Origin of the sequence: Antarctobacter heliothermus, from assembly GCF_900188425.1 — a bacterium.
Classification (GTDB): Bacteria; Pseudomonadota; Alphaproteobacteria; order Rhodobacterales; family Rhodobacteraceae; genus Antarctobacter; species Antarctobacter heliothermus.
This window is the reverse complement of the sequence record NZ_FZON01000004.1, coordinates 34,063-56,281: the sequence shown is the minus strand read 5'-3', so window position 1 is coordinate 56,281 and position 22,219 is coordinate 34,063. Positions and strand designations below refer to the sequence as shown.

The window sequence follows — 22,219 nt, the reverse complement described above, 5'->3', positions numbered from 1 at the left end:
ATTTCAGGCGCTAACGTGACTGCAACGAAAACAATACATCGGCAGGGACTTTGAACTCAGTTCTCAAGATCATTCTACAGCGTCTTGCGCTGGGTTTATTGACCCTGTTCATCGTCTCGATCGTCATTTTTACGGCAGTCAACATGCTGCCCGGGGATTTCGCCGAAGCCATTCTTGGTCAAGGCGCCACACCAGAGGCGGTTGCCTCCATCCGCCGCGACCTTGGTCTGGATCAGCACCCCATCGTGCGATACTTTGATTGGCTGTCTGGCGCGCTCAGGGGCGACCTTGGGAACTCTTTCGCGCAAGCCAACTTTGCCAGTTTTGTGGGCGACGATTCCGGTGTGCGGGTGTCGGTGGCGCAACAAATCGCGCCCCGGTTTGCCAACACCATGTTCCTTGCCGGGGTCACGGCGGCGATTGCGGTGCCCTTTGCGGTGATGCTGGGCATTCTGGCCGCGCTGTACCGCAATTCGGTATTCGACAAGGTGGCGAACATCTCGACACTCACCTCGATTTCCAGCCCGGAGTTTTTTCTGGCCTATGTGCTGATCCTGTTTCTGGCGGTTCTGAACCCGGTGCTGCCGTCCTTGTCCAACATCTATGAGGGCATGGGGTTTGGCGAGCGGCTGCAAAAGACAATGCTGCCCGCCCTGACACTGACACTGGTGGTGACCGCCCACATGATGCGAATGACGCGCGCGGCGATCATCAACCTGTTGGCCAGCCCCTATATCGAGATGGCGCGCCTGAAGGGCATCAAGCCGATGCGCGTGATCATCAAACACGCGTTGCCCAACGCGCTGGCGCCGATCATCAACGTGGTCGCGCTGAACCTTGCCTATCTGATCACCGGCGTGGTCGTGGTTGAGGTGGTATTTGTCTATCCGGGCATCGGGCAGCTCTTTGTCGACAGCGTCAAGATCCGCGATATCCCGGTGGTGCAGGCCTGCTGCCTGATCTTTGCCGCCGCCTATATCCTGCTGAACCTGACGGCGGATATCCTGTCGATCCTCTCCAACCCCCGCCTGAGGCATCCAAAATGATGACGTTGTTCTGGATCGCCGCCGGTTTTGCGGCACTGTTGGCCGCTGGCTGGGTCATGCGCTTTGCGGGCCAGATGGCCACGGGCAACAAACCCGCCTTTCGTGACATGTCGCTGGCGGTGGCCTTTGGCTATGTGCTGGGTGTCGCGGTCATTGTCTTTGCGGTCTGGTACTATTTCCAACCGGCGGTGACGGAACAGGGCATGGCGGTGGCGGGTGTGCTGTTCTTTCGCTGGGCGGTGCAGGGTTTTGCCATCTTTGCCATTGTCGCGTGGATCTTTCGCTTCTTTGGCCGGATGGTTGGCTCTGCCGGTACCAAAAAGCTGTTCCGGCAGATGCCTCTGACGGCGGCATTCGGCCTGTTGGTCATTCTGATCTATGCGGTTCTCGCGATCTTTGCGGGGGCCATTGCGCCCTATGGTCAGGCAGAGGTGTTTGACCAGGTCAACGCGTTGCCCGGCGGCAATGCCGCCACCGGAGGCAACCCGGCGCACCTGCTTGGGACCGACCAGATCGGGCGCGACCTGCTGAGCCGCCTGATCTACGGCGCGCAAAACACCGTCGGCATCGCCTTTGCCACCACCTGCCTTGCCTTCTTTCTGGGTGGCACCTTCGGGTTTCTGGCGGCGGTCGCACAGGGCTGGTTCGACCAGATCCTGAGCCGCTCGGTCGATGTTCTGATGGCGATCCCTTCGCTGATCTTTGCGCTGCTGCTGATGACCATCGCCAGCGCCTGGGCCGGGTCGGAAAAGTGGCTGCTGACGATCTACATGGTGCTGATCATCGCCGTGATCGACAGCACCCGCGTCTTTCGCCTCGCCCGCGCGGTGGGCATGAACATCGTGGTGATGGATTACATCGAGGCGGCCAAGCTGCGCGGTGAGGGCCTGCCCTATCTGATCTTCCGTGAAATCCTGCCCAACGCCATGGCGCCATTGCTGGCCGAATTCGGATTGCGGTTCTGCTTTGTCTTCCTGACCATTGCCTCGTTGTCCTTCCTTGGCGTCGGTATCCAGCCGCCGCTGGCGGATTGGGGCACCATGGTCCGCGACCTTGCGCAGTTCATCAACTTTGCTGCCTTCTCGCCGCTGACCGCTGCGCTGCCGCTGATGGCGGCGGGGGCCATCGCCCTGCTGACCGTGGCGGTGAACTTTGTCGTGGACTGGATGCTGCAACGAAGCTCGGGCCTGAAGGAGTGAGCCATGTCTGATCTGTTGGTGGACATGCGCGGCGTCCGGATCGAGGGCCGGTCCGATGAGACATGGATGCCCATCATCAACGGTGTCGACCTGACCCTGAAAAAGGGTGAGGTGCTGGGCCTGATCGGCGAATCCGGCGCGGGCAAATCCACGCTGGGTCTGGCCGCCATGGGCTTTTGCCGCGACGGCGTGCGCATCTCTGGCGGCAGCGTCAGCTTCGACGGGGTCGACCTGCTGGCCGCCAGCTCCGAGGTCAAGCGCCAGTTGCTGGGCAAGCGCATCGCCTATGTGGCGCAATCCGCCGCGGCCAGCTTTAACCCTGCGCACAAACTGATGGATCAGCACGTCGAGGCGCCGGTGCAGCATGGTGTTGCCGGCCGCGCCGAAAGCGCCCACGACGGCGTGGAACTGTATCGCAAGCTGCGCCTGCCCAACCCCGATGAGATCGGCTTTCGCTATCCGCACCAGGTGTCGGGCGGCCAGTTGCAGCGCGCCATGACGGCGATGGCGATGGCCTGCCGTCCTGACCTGATCATCTTTGACGAACCGACCACCGCGCTGGATGTGACCACCCAGATCGAGGTGCTGGCCAGCATCCGTGAGATCGTGGAAGAGTTCAACACGGCGGCGATCTACATCACCCATGACCTTGCGGTGGTGGCGCAGATGGCCGACCGCATCAAGGTGCTGCTCAAGGGCGATGAGGTCGAAGAGGCCGACACCCGCACCATGCTGAGCGCCCCCAAAGAGGATTACACCAAAAGCCTCTGGGCTGTGCGCGCCTTTGAGAGGCCAGAGAAACCGCCCGTTGCGACCGATTCCACCCCCGTGATCTCTGTTCAGGGGGTGACGGCGGCTTATGGCACGGTCGATGTGTTGCAAGACGTCAGCTTTGACATCCACGCCGGCCGCACCGTCGCCGTTGTCGGCGAATCGGGGTCGGGCAAATCGACCACCGCGCGCTGTATCACCGGGCTGTTGCCGCCGCGTATCGGACAGATCGAACTGGATGGCACGCCGCTGCCGCTGGATTATCGCCAGCGGACAAAGGACCAGCTGCGGCAGGTCCAGATGATCTACCAGATGGCCGACACCGCGCTGAACCCGCGCAAATCCATCGGTGAGATCATTGGCCGCCCGGTCGAATTTTACATGGGCCTGCGCGGGGCGGCCAAACGCAAGCGCGTCGAAGATCTGCTGGACCAGATCGAGATGCCCGCAGATCAGTATTTCCACCGCCTGCCCTCTGAACTGTCCGGCGGCCAGAAACAGCGGATCGGGATTGCCCGCGCGCTGGCGGCAGAGCCGAAATTCATCATCTGCGATGAGGTGACCAGCGCGCTGGATCAACTGGTGGCAGAGGGGATTCTGCGCCTGCTGGCCCGGCTTCAGGATGAGCTGAACCTCAGTTACATGTTCATCACTCATGATCTGGCGACCGTCCGCGCGATTGCCGACGAGGTTGTGGTGATGAAAGACGGCGCAGTGGTGGAACAGGGCATCAAGACAGAGATGTTCCGCCCGCCGCACCACGCTTATACCGATCTCCTGCTGTCCTCGGTGCCGGAAATGGACCCGGATTGGCTGACCAATCTGCTCAAGGAACGCGGAGTTGATAATATCGGCGATGCCGCCGTCGGCAAAATGTCGTAAGACTGTCGCCACAGAATGATGATCTGCCAGGGCATGAACCCCGGCAGGCGATGACCAAGGGAGCCAAATATGACCAGAATCAGCAGACGTGGACTATTGACCACTGGGGCCGCCGCCGGTGTGTTGGCCGCATCGGGCCTGCCGCTGCGCGCTCAGGCGAAACGCGGTGGCCGCCTGCGGGCCGCCCTGTCGGGCGCAAACACCAGCGACAGCTGGGATGGCCGGACCCACTCTGACCTCTACATGATCGCCAGCGCGCAGGGCACGGTCTTTGACAGCCTGACAGAGATCAGGGCAGACGGATCGCTGGTCGGCGAACTGGCAACCGATTGGGAGGCTTCCGCCGACGCCAAGACGTGGACGTTCAACCTGCGTCAGGGCGTGACCTTCCACAACGGCAAGGCATTTGGGGCCGATGACGTAATCGCCTCGTTGCAGTTGCACGTTGCCGATGGCGCGAAATCGGCGGCCAAGCCGATCATCGAAGCCATCACAGAGATGAAAAAGATCACCGACCATCAGGTGCAATTCACTCTGGCGGGCGGCAACGCCGACTTCCCCTATCTGTTGTCGGACTATCACCTGCTGATGTACCCCGCAGGCCAGATCGAAGAGGCCATTGCCAAGGGCATCGGCACCGGCCTGTACCAGGTCGAAAGCTTTGAGCCCGGCGTGCGCATGGTCGCAACCCGTGTCGACAATCACTACAAGGGTGATGAGGCGGGCTATTTCGACTCGGTCGAATACATCGCGGTCAACGACAACACCGCCCGGATGAACGCGCTGCTGACCGGACAGGTCGACGCCATCAACCGGATCGACTTCAAGACAGAGGCGCTGCTCAAGGCAAACCCGATGGTCCGCATCCAGGAGGTGACGGGCAACCAGCAGTACACCTTCCCCATGTTGACCAACGTCGCGCCGTTCAGCGACGTCAACGTGCGCCGCGCGCTGAAATTTGCCATCAACCGCGAAGAGATGGTGAACAAGATCCTGCTCGGCCACGGTCGTGTCGGCAACGACACCCCGATCGGCCCCGCAAACCAGTATTTTGCCGCCGATATGGAACAGACCTCCTACGACCCGGACAAGGCGAAATTCTACCTCAAAGAGGCCGGAATGACGTCGCTGGACATCGATCTGTCGGCATCGAACGCGGCCTTTGAGGGCGCGGTTGATGCGGCGCAGTTGTATCAGGCGTCGGCCAAGGCGGCTGGCATCAACATCAACCTGGTGCAGGAACCGGCGGATGGCTACTGGTCGAACGTCTGGCTGAAAAAGCCGTTCTGTGCCTGCTACTGGTCGGGCCGGGCAACCGAGGACTGGATGTTCTCCAGCGCCTACGAAGAAGGTGTGCCGTGGAACGATACCCAGTGGGGCCGCGAGGACAGTGAGCGTTTCCAGGACTTGCTGATCACTGCCCGCGCCGAACTGGACTCGGACAAGCGCCGCGAGATGTACGGCGAAATGCAGCAGATCCTCAAGGACGACGGCGGTGTCGTGCTGCCGATGTTCGCCAACTACGTTCAGGCGGTCAGCAACAAGGTTGTCAATCCGGACACGGTCGGCAACCTCTGGCAGATGGACAACGCCCGCATGGCCGAACGGTGGTGGATGGCCTGAGGCCACTCGTCCCGGGCCTGACCCGGGACATCGCCAACAACAAACGCCCCGCAGGATCTGCGGGGCGTTTTGTTGTTTCGGGACGTCGGAGTGGACCCCGCCTTACCCCCCGAACTTGGATCGATCGCTGCCGGACCTGCCAAACCCGCTGCGTGAAATCGCGGTTGCGCGGGACATGGGTTGTTTTCCCAAGGTGGTTGCAGGGCGCGCGAACTGGGCAGTGCTCAGCTTGGTAGCGCCACGGTTGTTGGAAAACGTGCTGCTGCGCGCTGCATTGGTAAAACGCCCGTCCTTGGTCTTGTACAGCGGTTGCGCCGCAGACATTCCCGACCGCCCACTCAGCATATTTCCGACAAGATACCCGGCCAGGAGCGGCATGAATATGCTGCCGGACCCGCCCTCTCTCGCCGCGGCTTCGGTGCCGCAGGCGCCTGCACCGTGCAGTTCTTCGCAGACCTCGACACTGTCATACCGCGGCGCGGCCTCGACGTGCAGGGCCTGGGCCTCAGCAAAGTGGATCTCGCAGTCCTGCGCCGAGAACATTCCGCCCTGCAGCGCCTGGTCCTTGCAGGATTGCAGGTCGGGAAAGGCGGCGGCGTCGACCTCTTCCTCCTTGCACCCGGACAAAGAAAAAGTCGCGGCACCGACGATTGCGATTGCAACCCATTTCGAACGTTTCGACATGACAATTCTTCTTTCTGCCGGGATGGCGGTCGATTGGTCGTGTGACTTACGGTTCAATATAATGAGGCTTGAACCGTGACAAATCCTGCGTGATGCGGGACCGGTCTTCGCGGATGCCGATGCCGGTGCACGTCTGTCCCACGATCCAGGCACCGACAACAGGCCGGAATCCATCAAACTGCGGCAAGGACGCATAGGACTGAATGATTCGCGGGTGGTGGGAATATTCGGTGTCCTTGGCTTGCTCAATGACCTCACCGGATTTCAGGATCGAGACAGAGGCCCCTTCGCGGGACAGGATCGGTTTGCGGACATGGCCCGCCTCAATTTCCTTTTCGGCCCGACCAAAGGCCGCCGCGACAGCGTCCGACGGTGCGCCTTTCCCGGTCATGGCATCAGCGACGTCCTGTTCAAAGAACGCGGGCAACAGGTTGGGGTGACCCTCGAACATCGACCAGAGCACGGGCAACAGCCCCTTGTTCGACAGCAGCGCCTTCCAGGCGGGTTCCAGAAACAGGCAACCAGAGCCTTGGATATGGTTGGCATAATCGTCAAGAAACAGATCTTCCCAAGGGTATAGCTTGAACAGAACGGCAATCCGGCGGCTTTCATCGTCAAGAAACTGGCCGTCATCGCTCAGCCCGATTTTTTCGAGATCGCAGAAATGCGCCCCTAGACCCGCTTCCCGCGCGGCCCAGCCCATGGCTTCGACCGTCCCGTAATCTTCGGGGTTCCCGGAAACGGCGGTGAAATGCAGGTCGCTTCCGGCCTCAAAGACCTCGCCAAACCGCGCGACCAGCGCCTCGTGTATGCCGTTGAACTGATCCGCACCTTCAGGTAGCACACCTGCCGCCAGTTGATCTTCCAGCCACTGCCACTGAAAGGCGGCGCTCTCGTATAGCGAGGTCGGAGTGTCGGCGTTGTATTCCAGCAGCTTGGCGGGGCCCTTGCCGTCATAGGCGAAATCGAACCTGCCATAGATCTCGGGATCACCACGCTTCCAGCTGTCTGCGACAAGATCGCGATGGGCCTCCGGAATCCCTAGCTGATCCAGCAGGCGTTCTGTGGTGATGATTGCAGCGACGGCCTCCCGGCACATCGCATGAAGTTCGGTAGCCGGGTCTTCAAGGTCGGTCTCTATCTGGTCCAGCGTAAAGGCATAGGCCGAGCTTTCGTCCCAGTACGGCTCGCCATGCATATCCGCGAAGGTAAAACCAACCTCCTTGGCATGTTCGCGCCAATGCGGTCGTTCCGGCAATGTGATTTTCTTCAACTATATGCTCTCCCAGAGCCAGACGGCGTTTGCATGGTTCTGACCTCGGAACCGGGCCAACACGCTTGTTTGAAAGCCGCAAAAGGTAGGGGCAACTTGTGGGCAAAGGTTACAGAAAGGTAAAACCGTCTCTGTAACCCTTTGATTTTGCGTGTGGCCAACCTTGTCCACGCGTGGACAGCCCCCTAAAGGACGTAACGGCTGAGGTCCGTGGAGCGGGTCAATTCACCCAAGTGCGCCTCGACAAAATCGGCGTCCACCGTCACCTCGACCCCGGCTTGATCCGGCGCGGTAAAGCTCAACTCTTCGAACACCCGCTCCATCACCGTATACAGTCGCCGCGCGCCGATATTCTCGATGCTGCTGTTCACCTCGGCGGCGATCTTGGCCAGCGCCGCGATGCCCGCGTCGGTAAAGCTGACGGTCACCTTTTCGGTCGCCATCAGCGCCGTATACTGGCGGGTCAGCGCGTTGTCCGTCTCGGTCAGGATGCGGACGAAATCCTCTTCGGTCAGCGCCCGCAACGTCACCCGGATCGGCAGACGCCCCTGCAATTCCGGCAGCAGGTCGGACGGCTTGGCGATGTGAAACGCCCCCGAGGCAATGAACAGGATATGATCGGTCTTGACCGGGCCATGTTTGGTCGAAACGGTCGTGCCCTCGATCAGCGGCAGCAGGTCACGCTGCACACCCTCGCGGCTGACATCCCCGCCGCGCGCCTCTTGCCGGGCGGCCACCTTGTCAATCTCGTCCAGAAAGACGATGCCGTTTTGTTCGACCGATTCCAGCGCCGCGGCCTTGACCTGTTCATCGTCCAGCAGTTTGTCGGCCTCTTCCTGAATCAGGATCTCATAGCTTTCGGCGACGGACAGACGCTTGCGCGTGGTGCGCCCGCCAAAGGCTTTGCCGAAAATATCGCCCAGGTTCATCATCCCCATGTTGCCTCCCGGCTGACCCGGGATCTCCATGGTCGGGAAGGGCGAGGCGGTCTCGGCCACGTCCAGCTCGATCTCGGTGTCGTCCAGCTCACCACTTTTCAGTTTGCGGCGGAACATGTCGCGCGTGCCTTCGCGGGCGTCCTTGCCGGCGATGGCCTCGATCACCCGGTCCTCGGCGGCCTGATGGGCGCGCGCCTTGACGTCTTCTCGCATCTGCTCGCGCGTTTGCGCGATGGCGGCGTCCACAAGATCACGGATGATTTGCTCCACATCGCGCCCGACATAGCCGACCTCGGTGAACTTGGTCGCCTCAACTTTGATAAAGGGCGCACGGGCAAGTTTCGCCAGACGCCGGCTGATCTCTGTTTTGCCGACGCCGGTGGGTCCGATCATCAGGATGTTCTTGGGGTAAACCTCATCACGCAGATCATCCGACAGCTGTTTGCGCCGCCAACGGTTGCGCAGAGCGACGGCAACGGCGCGCTTGGCCTCTTGCTGGCCAATAATGAACCGGTCGAGTTCCGAGACGATTTCGCGGGGGGTCAGGTCAGTCATGGAAATCCTGTGCGTTGGTGGGGGCGAATTTTCGACGAAAATTCGTCTCAGCCCAGCGTTTCGACGGTCAGGTTGCCGTTGGTATAGACGCAGATATCGGCGGCGATGGCCATGGCGGCGCGCGCCACCTCTTCGGCGGATTTGTCCGTGTCCATCATCGCGCGCGCGGCGGCGAGGGCAAAGTTGCCGCCCGATCCGATGGCCGCCACGTCATGTTCCGGTTCCAGCACGTCGCCCGCGCCGGTAATGACATACAGGTCCTGACCGTCGGTGACGATCAACATCGCCTCCAGCTTTTGCAGGTATTTGTCGGTGCGCCAATCCTTGGCCAGCTCAACACTGGCGCGCTGCAACTGCCCCGGCGCGGCCTCCAGCTTTTTCTCCAGCCGTTCCAGCAGGGTAAAGGCATCGGCGGTCGATCCGGCAAAACCGCAGAGCACGTCATGCCCGCCGGGCGACAGGCGGCGCACCTTGCGCGCGGTACCCTTGATCACGGTCTGACCAAGGCTGACCTGCCCGTCGCCCGCGATGACCACCTGACCGCCCTTGCGGACGCCGATGATCGTGGTGCCGTGCCATCCGGGAAAGCTGTCGTCGCTCATATGCCTGTTCCTTTCGGTTGCCCCGGATATGGGCCACAGGGGCCAAAACGACAAGGGCGCCCGAAGGCGCCCCTGAAACATCAACCGGTTATCCGGTTCAAATCGACTCTTTGATCCAGCTTTGCAGTGCGGCCTTGGGGCGGGCACCGGCCAGGTTGGACACGGCCTGACCGTCCTTGAAGACAAACAGCGCCGGGATGCCGCGCACGCCCATGGCGGCGGCGGTGTTCGGGTTGCTGTCCACATCGACCTTGGCGATCTTGACCTTGCCTTCCATTTCCTTGGCAATCTCTTCCAGCGCGGGGCCGATCTGTTTGCAGGGGCCGCACCATTCGGCCCAGAAGTCGACGACAACGGGAATGTCGGAGTTCTTTACTTCGGCGTCGAAGGTGGCATCGGTGACGGCGACAGTGGCCATGGGGATTCTCCTAAGGGTTTGGGCAGCCTGACAGGTTGCAAAAGGTATGGAGCGCACAAGGCCCCGTCAAGGTGTGCCGATGTGCGCGAGGGATTGTGTCACAGCTTCGTGTGACAGCGGCATGTAGTGGGCGGTTGCGGTCCAGATCAGTGCGGTTTCGATGCGGCGATCGGGATAGATCTGCGCCAGCGCGGCGGCGTAGGCCCCCATCTGGCGCAGCAGCCCGTCGGGCACGCGGGCGGCGCTGTCCGGGACGGTGCGGTTGGATTTGAAATCAACGGCGGTCACCGTCTCCGGCGTGACGATCAGGCGGTCAATGACGCCGTGGATGCGGCCTAGGCCGGGCAGATCGGCGGTGACGGGCACCTCGGCAAGGGCCGTGGCGGCAAAGACATGGGTCAAGGCAGGGGCGGCCAGCACCGCCAGCGCCTCATCGCGGATGAGATGTCGCTGATCCGCGACAATCGCCAGATCGGGGTCATCCGCTATTTGCTGGACCAAAGCCTCTGCCGCGTCGGCGCGCATTTCTGGCGGCAGGGGGGCGAGGTTTTCCAGCAGGATATGCAGCGCCGTGCCACGCGCCTTGGCGATGTCCTCCGTGTCGCCCGCCGCCCCCGGCAGCGCCTTGGCCCCGCCAAGATCGGATGGCGACCGCGCCTTGATCGGCTCCGCCGGGGTTGGCGCGGGGGTGAGCAGATGTGCGGGCATTTCCGTGTCCACAGGCGCGGGGCGGGTCGCCTCCTCAAACGGCAGGTGGGACCACTCCGCAAGGCCCAGCCGCCAACCCTCACCCGCGCCCAGATCGCCGAAATCAAAGATATGCCGTTCCGGTCCAGAGCGGTCCATTGCGCGCGATACCTTGTCATACCAGGCGTCGCCAGATTTCCCCAGATCGCCCGCCGCCCCGACGATCAGCCATTTTTCGGCCCGCGTCATGGCCACATACAACAGCCGGTCCTTTTCCTGCGCGGCCTTTTCCCTGGCCGCGTCGATCACCGCCTGCTGGCGCGGCGGCTGGGCGTCGGCGGTGCCTTTCCACAGGGGGCCGTGCTCATCGGTAAACAGATCGTCACGCAGCCGGTTGTCTGGTTCGGCGCAGTCCGGCAGGATCACGATGGGCGCCTCCAACCCCTTGGAGCCATGCACCGTCATCACGCGCAACGTCTCACCGGCGCTGTCGGGCGCGCGTTTGATCCGCAGATTGTCGGATTGCGCCCACTCCAGAAACCCGGTCAGCGAGGGCACGGCGCTTTGCTCATAGGCCAGCGCCTGTTGCAGCAGCGCGTTGATGCCGTCCTCTGCCTCTGGTCCCAGCCGCCCGATCAGCAGGCGGCGTCCGTTGTGGCGGGTCAGGATACGGTCGATCAGATCGTAGGGGCGCAGGTAGTCGGTTTGCCCGCGCAGATCGTCCAGCACGCGCAGCACCTCCGGGAACGTCTCACGCCGGTTGCGCAGCTCTTCCCACAGGTATTTACGTTCCCGCCGCGCGGCGAGGTCGAACAGCGCTTGTTCGCTCAGGCCAAACAGCGGAGAGCGCAGGACCGTGGCCAGCGACAGGTCGTCCTCTGGCGTGGACAGGAAACTGAGCAGCGCGATGATGTCGCGCACCGCCAATTCCGCCATGACCTTGAGCACGTCAGCCCCGGCAATCGGCAGGCGTTCCTGTTTGCAGGCGCGGATGATTTCCTTGAACAGGCGGCCGCGTTTTTGCACGAGGATCAGCACATCGCCCGCATGGACGGGCCGCGCGCGATAGATGCCGGAATGGCCGATTTCCTCAGGCAGGGGGGTCTTGGCGTCGATGGTCTGGCGGATGAACCGCGCGATGCGTTGCGCAAGGATGACGGTGTGATGCGTCGCACTGGGTCGGTCGACGGGTTCGTGCCATGCGCCGTCCTCTTCGTCGCCGACCTTGTCGACCAGCGGCCACAGATCGACCCGCCCCGGCATCGCGTCCTTGAAGGCGCGGTGCAACTGATCGGGGACGAATCCCGACGCCTGAGCGCCGTCAAAGGTGTTGTCGACCATCCGCAGGATCGGTTCGGCCGAACGGAAACTGTATTCCAGCCCCATCGACACCAGCGGCGCGTCGGTCCGGTGCAGACGGTCGGCAAAATCGTCGCGCATCCGGTCAAATTCAGACGGATCGGCCCCCTGAAAGGAATAGATCGACTGTTTCTTGTCCCCGACCACAAAGATGGTGCGCCGCACATCGGCGCGCGCGCCCTCACCGGCAGTAAACTCTTGCGCCAGCCGTTCGATCACCTGCCATTGCACCGGCGAGGTGTCCTGCGCCTCATCCACAAGGATGTGGTCGATGCCGCCATCCAGCCGGTACAGCACCCATTCCGCCACACCCGGATCGCTGAGCAGGTCACGGGCGCGGGTGATCAGGTCGTCGAAATCCAGCCAGCCGCGCCGCATCTTTTCGGCCTCATAATCGCGCAGGAACGCTCCGGCAAAGGCATGCAGGGCTGCGTCCCGCGCGGCGGCGGCCAGCGACATTTGCGTGATGCGGGCGTCTTCGACGCGGCGGGCCAACAGATCGAGCGCCTCGAACAGGTCGGGGGCGTTGCCGCGCGGTTTCTTGGTGCCCAAGGTTTTGCGGATGGTGCCCGCCTGAGTCAGCAGCGCGGTTTGCAGCACGTCCAGCCCTGCGGCATCCGGGGCCTCGATCATCGCCAGTTGGTCGGCCAGCGTGCCGTCGGTCTTGCCCCCGTCGCGCAGGTAGGGTGTCAGCGCCTCAAACAGCGCCAGTTCCGACCCCAGAAAGACAGAGCCCAGCAGCGTCTCCTCGCTGTCGTCCTCTCCCAGTCCATAGGCCAGCCTGATCTGCGCCGCGCTCATCGGCGGGTCAAAGGCATCGCGGCGGCGGCATAGTTGCGCCGTCAGCTTTTCGACATCATCGCCAGAGATATAGGGCGCGATGTCCTGCAACAGATGGGCCTGTGGCCCCTCGGCCAGACGGTCCAGCACCTCGGCGCGCATCAGTTCTGCGGCGCGGTCCTCCATCTCCTGAAATTGCGGTGTGACGCGGGCCTCCAGTGGGAAGCGCCGCAAAAGCGAGGCGCAAAACGAATGGATCGTCTGGATGCGCAGCCCGCCGGGTGTCTCGATGGCGCGGGCGAACAGTGTGCGCGCCTCTCGCAAGTAATCGCCGGACAGGTCCGTTTCGACCCCCAGCCGGGTCAGATCCTCGCGCAGCCCATCCTCATCCAGCATGGCCCATGCGCCCAGCCGTTTGAACAGGCGGTTCTGCATCTCTGTCGCGGCGGCCTTGGTGTAGGTCAGGCACAGGATATGTGAGGGGTCGATCCCGTCCAGCAACAGCCGCGCCACCCGGTCGGTCAGCACACGGGTCTTGCCCGATCCGGCGTTGGCTGCCAGCCATGTGGAATGCCAAGGTGCTGCGGCATCCACCTGCCGCTGGGTTGCCTCATCGCGCATCACGTCAGGATCTCCTTGACCGGCGTATCGGTCACGTCCCATTCGCCGAACCGCGCAAGGTGATCGTAATCGCCTGCATCGTTGTCCTTTTGCAGGGCGCGCCGGGCGGTAAAGCCGGTGTTCGGATCATGATAGGCGGTGATCAGCGTGACAAACTCTGCCCAGACCTGTTCCGGTGGCGCGTCCTCCAGCGGGGCCAGCACCTCCTTTGGGTTGCTGGGTTGCAGCGAGATGAACACCGCGCGTTCCACATGCGGCGGCTCCAGCGGGGCAAAGCCGCCGTCGTCCAGCATCGCCGCCTCCAGCAACAACTGTTTGTCAAAGCTGCGCTGTTCCTTGGCCGTAGGGGCGGCGCCGGTCTTGTAGTCATAGATATGCGCCCCGCCGCGCCCGTCTATGTCGATCCGGTCGGCGGTGGCGGTCAACGTGAACCCCAATGCGGGGATTGTGGCCCTTCCCCTGATCTCATACTGGCTGGGGGTGGCTTGGGCCTGCCGGTCAACCTCTGTTTCCACGAACCACGGTGCGATGCGGGCCATGCGGGCCTGCCACAGAGCGCGGGTTGTGGGAAAAGGCACCTCATCGGGATCGCCGATGATCTGTTCGGCTAAGCCCAGCAGCCGGTCCGGGGTCAGGTCCAGCGGCTCTATCTGGGTGGCTTTGACGAAATCCTCCAGCACCTTGTGGGTGAGGATGCCGCGCATCAGCGCGTCGGGGGCCTGCATCAGGGGATCCAGCGGTTTCACCCGCAGCACGCGCTTTGCGTAGATGGCAAACGGATCCCGCACGAGGCGTTTGATTTCCGTGACCGACAGCTGTTTGGGGCGCGACTCTGCCGGTGGCGCGGGAGAGGGGCGCAGCACGGGCGGCGCGCTGATCGGCGTTTCAGAGGCGCGCGCCAGGTCCAGCCAGCGCACGCCGCGCGCGCGCATCTGGTCAATGGCTGCGGGACCGTCCCGATCCGGCAGGCCGCGCATCAGGTTCATCAGCCGGTTTACCCAGCGCGACGGCACGGTTTCGGCCTCATCGGATTTCATCGACCGGGTCAGCCAGACCTCTGGCGCGGCGGCGGCCTGCTGAAAGTCATGCGCCGACAGGCCAATGCGTCGTTCGGGCAGCAAAAGCCCCGCCTTGGCGCGCATCTGACGGTTCAGCCACGGATCTGCACCGGGCAGTTCCGGCCAACTGCCCTCATTGAGGCTGGCAAGGATCACCAGATCGGCGTCCATGACGCGGGCCTCCAGCGTGCCCCAGATCAGGATGTCGGGGTGCGGGGCGTCGCGGTCGCGGACCTCTTCGCGGGACAGCAATGCGCCCAGCAGGTCGGCAAAATCGCGGGCGGTCATGTCTGTGCCAAACTCGGCCTCGCGGCTGAGGGTCTTCATGACGCCGTGCAGCTTGCGGCCAGCCGCCTCTTTCCACAGCCCGCCTGATCCCTCGACGCCCGGCCCGGCGCAGAGTGTTTCCGTCAGGGTCAGCAGCGATGCGACCCAGTCAGACAGCGGGCGTTTGCCCGCCTGATCGTGACCGCAAAAGTGTTGCCCGACCCATGAGGCCCAATCGCCGCGCGCGCGCGTCTCACCCCAGGCGGAAAGGGTTTCGGGCTGCGGATAGGGCATCCCGTTGCGGCGGATGAACAGTTCCAGATCGCGGGTGTTCAGCAGGTGCGGCCCACGGTCCGCGCCGCTGTGGGTCAACGGATGCTTGAGCAGCGTCAGCAGCATTTCGGCGGTCATCGGCTTGACGAACAATTCCGCCACATGGCGCAGTAACCGCCCCGGCGGGGTCAGTTGCGCAGGCGTGCCGCCGCTGTCGTCCGGCAGGATATTCCAGCGGTCCAAGGCAGAGGTCACGCGGCGGGTCAGCATCCGGTCCGGTGAAATGACGGCAGCACGCTGTCCGTCCGCAACCGCCTGTCGCAGACGCAGCGCAATGGCCAGCGCCTCATCCCGCTGGCTGGTGGCCTCCAGCAAGGTGACGTCCTGCATCGCCTCCGGCAGCGGCGGCAGGGACGGCCCCTCGGACAGCCATTGATGCGTGACCGGCGCAGGCCGCAGCGCCAGAGACACCACGCGGTTGCGGGCGGGACTGGGCGGCGGCCTGTCTGTCCAGTTGCGGATATCGCCCGGCGTCAGATCCAGCATGTGCATCAGACGGGCAAAGCGGAACTGCGGGTGGTCCTCGCCCGTCAGGGCGTTGTCCAGCCGCGCCCAGACATCCCCGGGTGTATCGGCATCGAACCCCGGCAGGATCACCGCGCCTTGCGGCAGGCGTGCAACCGCAGTCATGAAGGCGGCGGTGGTCCCGCGCGACCCGGTAGAGCCCGCGACGAGGATCGGGTGCTGCGGTGGTGTCTGTTCCCACTGTTTCAGGCGCAGGTTCAACGCAAGGCGCGCATAGCTTTGCGCATCGGGGGCGCTGTCGGTTTCAAAATAGCGCTGGATGATCTTCAGAAAGGTCAGCGCGCGTTGCCAATGACCCGACTGATCGGACACATCCAGGTTTTCGATGGCCTCGGGTGGCACGTTTTCGCCCTGCATCTCTTCCATCAGGGTGGCGAGGCTGTCGGCAAGGTCAAATAGCGCGGCGCGCGGGGCAAGGTCGGGGGCCTGATCCAACAGCCCGGACACAAGGCCCGTCAGCTCCAACCGGCGGCGCAGGGACGGAACCGGCGGGGTCAGCGCGGCGCGCGTCAGCGGGTCCGCCAGATCGGTGACCAGCCGGATACGCGGCAGCAGGCAGGCGGGGCCCGCGTCAAAGACCGCGCGCAGCCGCCGCGCCATGCGGTCCGAGTTGACGTAGATTTCGGCCTGCGCCATCGCTTCTGGCGGGGTGCCTTGCATACGGGCGCGCAGCCCGGCGACCAGTTCGGTGGCAAAATCCGCGCCGCTGGGCAGCGCAAACAGACGAGGTCCGGGGGTGTCAAACATGCAGCATCTCCTCGGCCAGCGCGATGCCCTCTGGGTGGCCCACGTCGCACCAGTGACCGGGATAAGTGAGGCCGAACAGTCGGTTGGCTGCGGCCTGCGTGTTCCAGACGGCATTGAGCGAAAAGGCAGGTTCGGTGATGTCAGCCAATCCATCAGTCTTGATGATCTGCGCGCCGGTATATACAAGGTCACCCTTGCGGGTCAGCCGCCCGTCCGGTTGCAGGGCAAAGTCGCCGCCCGTCTTGCGCCCGACCGCATGGGCCAGCGGCACGCACAGCAACAGTGCGTCCATGCGGGTCGGATCCCAAACATCGCGTAGCAGGGAGAGCGGGTTCGGCCCCTGCCAGATCGCGTCTGTGTTCAAGGTGTAGACCGGACGCGGTCCAAGGATCGGCAGCGCATGGCGCAGGCCGCCGCCGGTGTCCAGAATAGCGGGCTGTTCCGTCGACACATGCACGCCGCGCCCCGCCAGATGCGTCTCAATCTGGTCGGCCAGATAGTGCGCGTTGACGACACGCGTCGGGATGCCTTCGGTCAGGGACAGCGCATGATCCAGCAGCGGCTTGCCCGCCACCTTGATCAGCGGTTTCGGCGTGTCGGCGGTCAACGGGCCCATGCGGGTGCCGAACCCGGCGGCAAAGAGCATCACGGCGTCGGGCATGCGGCTTTCAATCTTTCAAGATGGGCGGCGTCGGGCGCGGGCAGGGCCGCGTCGATGATCGGTTTGACAGATGCCAGAACCGGATGGGCAAGATCGGTTTGCAGATGGCCCCAGACGCGCGGGATCAGGTCGATGTATTGCGGTTTTCCCCGGCTGGAGGCAAGGCGGGCAAAGACACCCAGAATGCGCAGGTTGCGCTGGGCGCCCAGCACGGCAAGCGCGGCGTGAAAGGCGTCTTCGGGCAGGTCGGTGGCGGCAAGGTAATGCGCGACGCAGGCCCGCGCAGTCGCGGGGGCGACATCGCGGCGGGCGTCCTCGATCAGGGAGACAAGATCATAGGCGCGGTGGCCCTGCATCGCGTCCTGAAAATCCAGCAGACCGGCGCGGGCGGCCCCCTGTCGGTCTGGCAGATACAGGATATTTTCGGCGTGATAATCCCGCAGCACCATGACGTCGGTGGGTTGGGCGTGGGTCTGCAGCTGCGGGACAAAGGCCGCGACCGCTTGCGCCAGCGCCTCCGGGGCGTGGGTATAATGCTCAAAGGCAAGGTCGACCATGCTGGCCATCCTGTCCGGCGTGGCCTGCGGCAGGTCCGGTGGCGGTGGGGTGTCGTGCAACGCGATCAGCGCATCGGTGGCCAGCAGGTAGAGATCCTGTTCGCTCTGCGGGGTTTGCGCAAGGCGGGCCAGCAGCCCGTCGCCCAGATCCTCGATCAGCAGCAGGCCGTTGGCGGTATCCTGGGCAAGGATACGGGGCGCGCTGAGGTTTTGCCCGGTCAGATGTCGCGCAAGACGGGTAAAAAGGCCCACATCGCCATCCGGGTCCTGCATCAAGATCGCGGTTTGTCCGTCCCGGTGCAGGCGTGTGTAGCGCCGGGTCGAGGCATCCCCGGCCAGAGATTCACGGCGGGCATCGCCCCAGCCGGTGGCTTGAAGAAAATCGATCATGCCATCTGCTCCACACTCAGGTCATCCCAGCGCGGGGCCTGCCAGTCCAGCGTGACATGGCGGGTGTCGTCCGTCTGCGCGGCGGCAAAGGTCAGGAGCAGAGCATCGCGGGGCGTCAGATCTTGCAGGCGGTCGGGCCATTCGACAAGGCAAATGGCGCTCTCGAACGCTTCTGTCAGCCCCAGTTCCACGCTCTCATCCGGGCCAGTCAGGCGGTAAAGATCGGCATGCCAAAGCTCTCCGGCGGTCGTGTCGTAGGTCTGGACCAGCGTAAAGGTCGGGGACGGCACGTCCTCGGGGATCACAAGCAGGGACTGGATCAGGCAGCGGGCGAAATGGGTCTTTCCGGCGCCGATTTGACCGGACAGCAGCAGCACATCACCTGGACGCAGCATCGCGCCGATGTGCCGGGCAAAACGGCAGGTCGCCTCTGGCGAGGCGAGGGTCAGGGTGATGTGGCGGGACGTCATGGCGCGGAGGATACAAGCGCCGCGCGGCGCTGCAAGCCGGTTCAGCCGACAGCGCGTTGTTCTTTTTGCGGTGGTTGGTGGTGCTCTGAAATAACGGCAACCGAAGAGAAGCGGACAAGGGTCGCACCGGCGGCCACCGGCTGCACGACGCAGCGCATCGGTTCGCCGGTTTTGCGGATCAGGACCGTTTCAAAGCCGGTCCGGTCACGCAGGGTCAGGACAAATTCACGCAGATCCGGCCAGATCGGGCTTGCATCGCAGGCCTGCTGCCAATCCTTGGTGGCATCGACAATGGTGATTTCGGCAAAGGCGCTGTCCGGGTCACAATCCCACTGCGTCCGGTAGGCGGCGTTTGAAAAGGTTAGTACGCCGAGACGCGAAAACACGGCAACGGCATCTTCGAAACAGTCCAGCACCGATTGTGTCAGTTCCAATTCTGAGCGGAAGCGGCGTGTCAGGGAAATCTCGGCGCTGATGTCCTCGATCAGGAAGGCGACAGCGCCATCGGGATGCGGGCGGCCGGTGATCTTGTAGGTCAGGCCTGAAGGCAGGTTCCACGTCTCGCAATAGCGGTCCTCGCGGGCGGCAGAGACCACATCATACAGTTTGTCACGCCACGACGCATAATTCTTGGGCTCTGGCATCATGCGGTTTTCGCGCATGTGATCGAAAAAGCTGAGCAGGTTGGGCTTGGCCGACAGGAAATCCACCGGCAGGTGGGTCAGGTCGACCAGTGCGGGATTGAACAACACCAACTGACGGTCCCGGTCAAACACCGCAAGCCCAATGGGAAGATGGGCAAAGGTCTTGGTCAGGGTCTGGACAAAGTTCCGCTGCGCCATTTCAGCGTTGACGAGGCTGTCGATACTGGTGGCGAAGTGCATCCAGCCATCTTGCACAGGCCGAGAGACCACTTCGAACCAGCGCTGTGGCTGGCCGTTGGGTTTCACGCTGACACGAGTCGTCCGTTCAACCCGCATCGCCGGCAGTTTCAGGTCGATCGGGCTGGAATCCTCAGCCGCCTTTCCGGCGTCCTTGCACAGTTCCTCGTAGGCGTCGTTGTTCCACAACAGGGTGCCATCGACATCCGTACACCACAACGCGTCGGGCGCATTGCGTGACAGATCGACCAGCCGGGCGTGTTCGTCGGTCTGGCATCGGGCGCGGAACAGGTTGGCGGCACCGTCGGGGGTGCAGCGCAAGCGCAGATGCAGGCGGTTCGCCGAGGGTTCGGCCAACAGTTCGGCGTTCGGAACTGTGGGTGAGGCCCAGATCATCTGGCTGACCGGCAAGTCTGCCGGAAGCTCTGGAAAACCGGGCGCAAGCGCCTCTCGCACTTCGTCCCAACCCATGCCGGTCAGAATGGTGCGGTTGAACAGTTCGGCGGCATCCGGGGTATGATCGACAACCTCACCATTGCGGAACAGCAACACGGTTTCGGGGATTCCGACGTGCATGCGGGACGACCGTCTTGGCCGAAGTGCCACAAAGACCAAGACAACAATGAGAAACGCGGCAGCGGCGCCGGCCCCTATTGCCAGAATGAGATAGTCCTCCAACGCCTTACCCTGTCCGTGTTTTCAGTTAAATTCTGCCTACAGGAAACTGTGAGTTGGATTTGGTTAATTTGGCGTTAACCGGCCGACGTTCACGTCAAATTCACGTTTATATCTCAATCTGACGGTTCTCGCCCAAGGGGGTTCCGGGCTTGGTCGGTTCGACCACGATCTTGCTGCGTGGCCAGGCCACTTCGACAATTGCGCCGCGCCGCTCTGTCTGGTCGGTGGCGGTGGTGTAGGGGTCCGTCCCGTTGGCAAAGCTGAGCTCGGCTCCCGTCCGTTCCAGCAGGGTCTTGGCGATGAACAGCCCGAGCCCCATGCCCTCATATTCTGGCCGCGCGCGCTTGTCGCTTTCGCTGCGTCGTCGGCGCATGAACGGGTCACCGATGCGCCCGATCAGATGCTGGGGAAAGCCGCGACCGTCGTCTATGATGCGGATCGACACCACGTCATCCGTCCACATCGCCTCTATCCAGACGCGGGTGCGGGAAAAATCCACGGCGTTCTGGACCAGATTGCGCAGCCCGTGGATGATTTCGGGGCGGCGCAGGATCTGCGGTTGGGTGTATTCGCCGCCGGGACCGGGACCATCCTCTATCAGCACTTCCTTGCCGCGGTCCTGATGCGGTTCGGCGGCCTCGCGGATCACCTCGACCAGGGGGGCCTGCCGCATATGCAGGTCGTCCTTGCCGGCGCGACCCATGCTGCGCAGGATGTCGCGACACCTGTCGGCCTGTTCGCGGATCAGCAGGGCATCGTCCCGCAGGTCGGGGTGGTCTTCCAACTCCTCGGCCAGTTCCGATGAGGTCAGCTTGATCGTGGCCAGCGGTGTGCCCAGTTCATGCGCCGCCGCCGCCACAACGCCCCCCAGATCGTTGAGTTTTTGGGCGCGCGCCAACGCCATCTGCGTCGCGGCCAGCGCGTCGGACATGGAGTTCATCTCTCTTGTGATGCGGCGCGAATAGACGGAGATAAAGATCAGCGCAATTGTGATCGCAACCCATTGACCATAAACGAATATATCAGGAATGCGCAGGATGAACCCCTGCTCTGTCCGTAGGGGAAGATGATAGTACACCATGCCGGACACCAGCAGGAAAGCGGTCGATCCCAGCAGAAACGTCGACCGCAGGCTGAGTACCGCCGCCGAGACCGTGACCGGCCCCAGAACCAGCAGCGAAAAGGGATTGTGCAGGCCACCTGTCAGGTACAACAGGAAACACAGCTGCAAGAGGTCGAACATCACCATCATGAAGTTCTCAGTCTCGCTGAGTCGCTTGTTTTCGGGAAAGATCGAGATTGCGATCAGATTGCCGACGATCGAAACCCCAACGGCGAGATAGCACAGCCCCAGTTCCAGTTGCAGGTTGTACAGCCGTTGCGCAATCGTGATTGCGACCAACTGGCCAATCACGGCGAACCACCGCAAAAGGATCATCGTTCTGAGACGAATCCAGTTGCTGCGCTGCTCGTCGCCAATCAGTCCCAGGTCCCCCTGCGCCATCTGCGCCCTTTCGTCCCTCTTGCACCCCGCCCGTCAGCGGATAGCTACAGATAAAACATTCCGGAGTTAGAAAGTCATGCAGCGTGTTGCCGCAATTGCCGCCTTTGCCGCCCTTGTCGCCGTAAGCGGGGGGGTCTGGTACGCCACCCAGCGCACGGCCTCTGGCGATCCCTATGCCCAATGTCGCACCAGCCGCATCGCGGGGGGCGCAGAACAGATCGGAGGGCCGTTCACATTGTTGAACAAAGCCGGGGAAACCGTGACCGACAAAGATGTGATCACAAAGCCCAGCCTGGTGTATTTCGGCTACACTTTTTGCCCCGACGTCTGTCCCTTTGACACCGCACGAAACGCCGAGGCCGTGGATGAGCTTGACACACGCGGTTACGATGTCACGCCGGTCTTTATCTCGATCGACCCGGAACGCGACACACCCGAGGTCGTGGGCGAATTTGCGGAACTGATCCATGAGCGCATGATTGGCCTTACCGGGACGCCCGAACAGGTCAAGGCTGCCAGCCAGACCTATCGGACGTACTACCGCAAACAGGAAAATGACGATCCCGACTATTACCTCGTCGACCACTCGACATTTACTTATCTGGTGCTGCCAGAGGTGGGCTTTGTCGACTTCTTCCGCCGCGAAGTGACACCAGAGGAAATGGCCGATCAGGTGGCCTGCTACATCGACGCCTCTTGACTGGGATAGA

Annotated in this window: 17 protein-coding genes; 5 read left to right on the top strand and 12 right to left on the bottom strand. The window is 62.9% G+C overall.

Annotated elements, in window-relative coordinates; all coding sequences use genetic code 11:
* Window positions 1-50: 50 nt before the first annotated feature.
* The 4 genes from CHB90_RS03235 (at window position 51) to CHB90_RS03220 (ending at window position 5,521) form a co-directional block, all read left to right on the top strand.
* Window positions 51-1,046 (top strand): ABC transporter permease, encoded by a 996-nt coding sequence (locus CHB90_RS03235; protein ID WP_089276416.1) that lies wholly within the window; start codon window positions 51-53, stop codon window positions 1,044-1,046.
* Window positions 1,043-2,245 carry an ABC transporter permease gene (locus CHB90_RS03230; protein WP_170940971.1) on the top strand — a complete coding sequence of 401 codons (1,203 nt, stop codon included), beginning with the start codon at window positions 1,043-1,045 and terminating at the stop codon, window positions 2,243-2,245. The genes CHB90_RS03235 and CHB90_RS03230 overlap by 4 nt, the downstream gene beginning before the upstream one ends.
* Before the next feature lie 3 nt (window positions 2,246-2,248).
* Entirely contained in the window at window positions 2,249-3,898 is a 1,650-nt protein-coding gene (locus CHB90_RS03225; protein WP_089276415.1) for an ABC transporter ATP-binding protein, read from the top strand.
* 69 nt (window positions 3,899-3,967) lie between these two features.
* Window positions 3,968-5,521, top strand: a complete 1,554-nt coding sequence (locus CHB90_RS03220) for an ABC transporter substrate-binding protein (protein WP_089276414.1) — start codon at window positions 3,968-3,970, stop codon at window positions 5,519-5,521.
* Window positions 5,522-5,623: 102 nt separating this feature from the next.
* Here CHB90_RS03220 and CHB90_RS03215 read toward each other — a convergent pair whose 3' ends face one another.
* The 12 genes from CHB90_RS03215 to regB all read right to left on the bottom strand — a co-directional run bounded on the left by CHB90_RS03215 (window position 5,624) and on the right by regB (window position 21,509).
* Entirely contained in the window at window positions 5,624-6,205 is a 582-nt protein-coding gene (locus tag CHB90_RS03215; RefSeq protein ID WP_089276413.1) for a DUF1190 domain-containing protein, read from the bottom strand.
* Window positions 6,206-6,251: 46 nt separating this feature from the next.
* Window positions 6,252-7,478, bottom strand: coding sequence for a glutathionylspermidine synthase family protein (locus CHB90_RS03210; protein ID WP_089276412.1), 1,227 nt, complete (start codon window positions 7,476-7,478; stop codon window positions 6,252-6,254).
* 185 nt (window positions 7,479-7,663) lie between these two features.
* Entirely contained in the window at window positions 7,664-8,971 is a 1,308-nt protein-coding gene (hslU, locus tag CHB90_RS03205) for an ATP-dependent protease ATPase subunit HslU (protein WP_089276411.1), read from the bottom strand.
* Window positions 8,972-9,018: 47 nt separating this feature from the next.
* A complete protein-coding gene (gene hslV / locus CHB90_RS03200; RefSeq protein ID WP_089276410.1) occupies window positions 9,019-9,573 on the bottom strand; it encodes an ATP-dependent protease subunit HslV in 555 nt (184 codons plus the stop codon).
* A gap of 97 nt (window positions 9,574-9,670) precedes the next feature.
* Window positions 9,671-9,991: a thioredoxin gene (gene trxA / locus CHB90_RS03195; protein WP_089276409.1), complete on the bottom strand. Its 321-nt coding sequence runs from the start codon at window positions 9,989-9,991 to the stop codon at window positions 9,671-9,673.
* 66 nt (window positions 9,992-10,057) lie between these two features.
* Window positions 10,058-13,438 carry a double-strand break repair helicase AddA gene (gene addA, locus CHB90_RS03190; protein ID WP_089276408.1) on the bottom strand — a complete coding sequence of 1,127 codons (3,381 nt, stop codon included), beginning with the start codon at window positions 13,436-13,438 and terminating at the stop codon, window positions 10,058-10,060.
* Complete coding sequence (addB, locus tag CHB90_RS03185) at window positions 13,438-16,368, bottom strand: double-strand break repair protein AddB (protein WP_089276407.1); 2,931 nt, start codon at window positions 16,366-16,368, stop codon at window positions 13,438-13,440. Before addB ends, addA begins: the two co-directional genes overlap by 1 nt.
* Window positions 16,361-17,029, bottom strand: coding sequence for a nucleotidyltransferase family protein (locus CHB90_RS03180; protein WP_089276406.1), 669 nt, complete (start codon window positions 17,027-17,029; stop codon window positions 16,361-16,363). The genes addB and CHB90_RS03180 overlap by 8 nt, the downstream gene beginning before the upstream one ends.
* Window positions 17,014-17,976 (bottom strand): aminoglycoside phosphotransferase family protein, encoded by a 963-nt coding sequence (locus CHB90_RS03175; RefSeq protein WP_089276405.1) that lies wholly within the window; start codon window positions 17,974-17,976, stop codon window positions 17,014-17,016. The genes CHB90_RS03180 and CHB90_RS03175 overlap by 16 nt, the downstream gene beginning before the upstream one ends.
* Window positions 17,973-18,446: a tRNA (adenosine(37)-N6)-threonylcarbamoyltransferase complex ATPase subunit type 1 TsaE gene (tsaE, locus tag CHB90_RS03170; RefSeq protein WP_089276404.1), complete on the bottom strand. Its 474-nt coding sequence runs from the start codon at window positions 18,444-18,446 to the stop codon at window positions 17,973-17,975. The genes CHB90_RS03175 and tsaE overlap by 4 nt, the downstream gene beginning before the upstream one ends.
* 41 nt (window positions 18,447-18,487) lie before the next feature.
* On the bottom strand, window positions 18,488-19,903 hold the full coding sequence (locus CHB90_RS03165) for a PAS-domain containing protein (RefSeq protein WP_245823147.1): 1,416 nt from the start codon (window positions 19,901-19,903) through the stop codon (window positions 18,488-18,490).
* Window positions 19,904-20,111: 208 nt separating this feature from the next.
* Window positions 20,112-21,509: a sensor histidine kinase RegB gene (gene regB / locus CHB90_RS03160; RefSeq protein ID WP_089276402.1), complete on the bottom strand. Its 1,398-nt coding sequence runs from the start codon at window positions 21,507-21,509 to the stop codon at window positions 20,112-20,114.
* A gap of 76 nt (window positions 21,510-21,585) precedes the next feature.
* Between regB and CHB90_RS03155 the strand changes: the two genes are divergently transcribed.
* A complete protein-coding gene (locus CHB90_RS03155) occupies window positions 21,586-22,209 on the top strand; it encodes an SCO family protein (protein WP_089276401.1) in 624 nt (207 codons plus the stop codon).
* Window positions 22,210-22,219 lie beyond the last annotated feature (10 nt).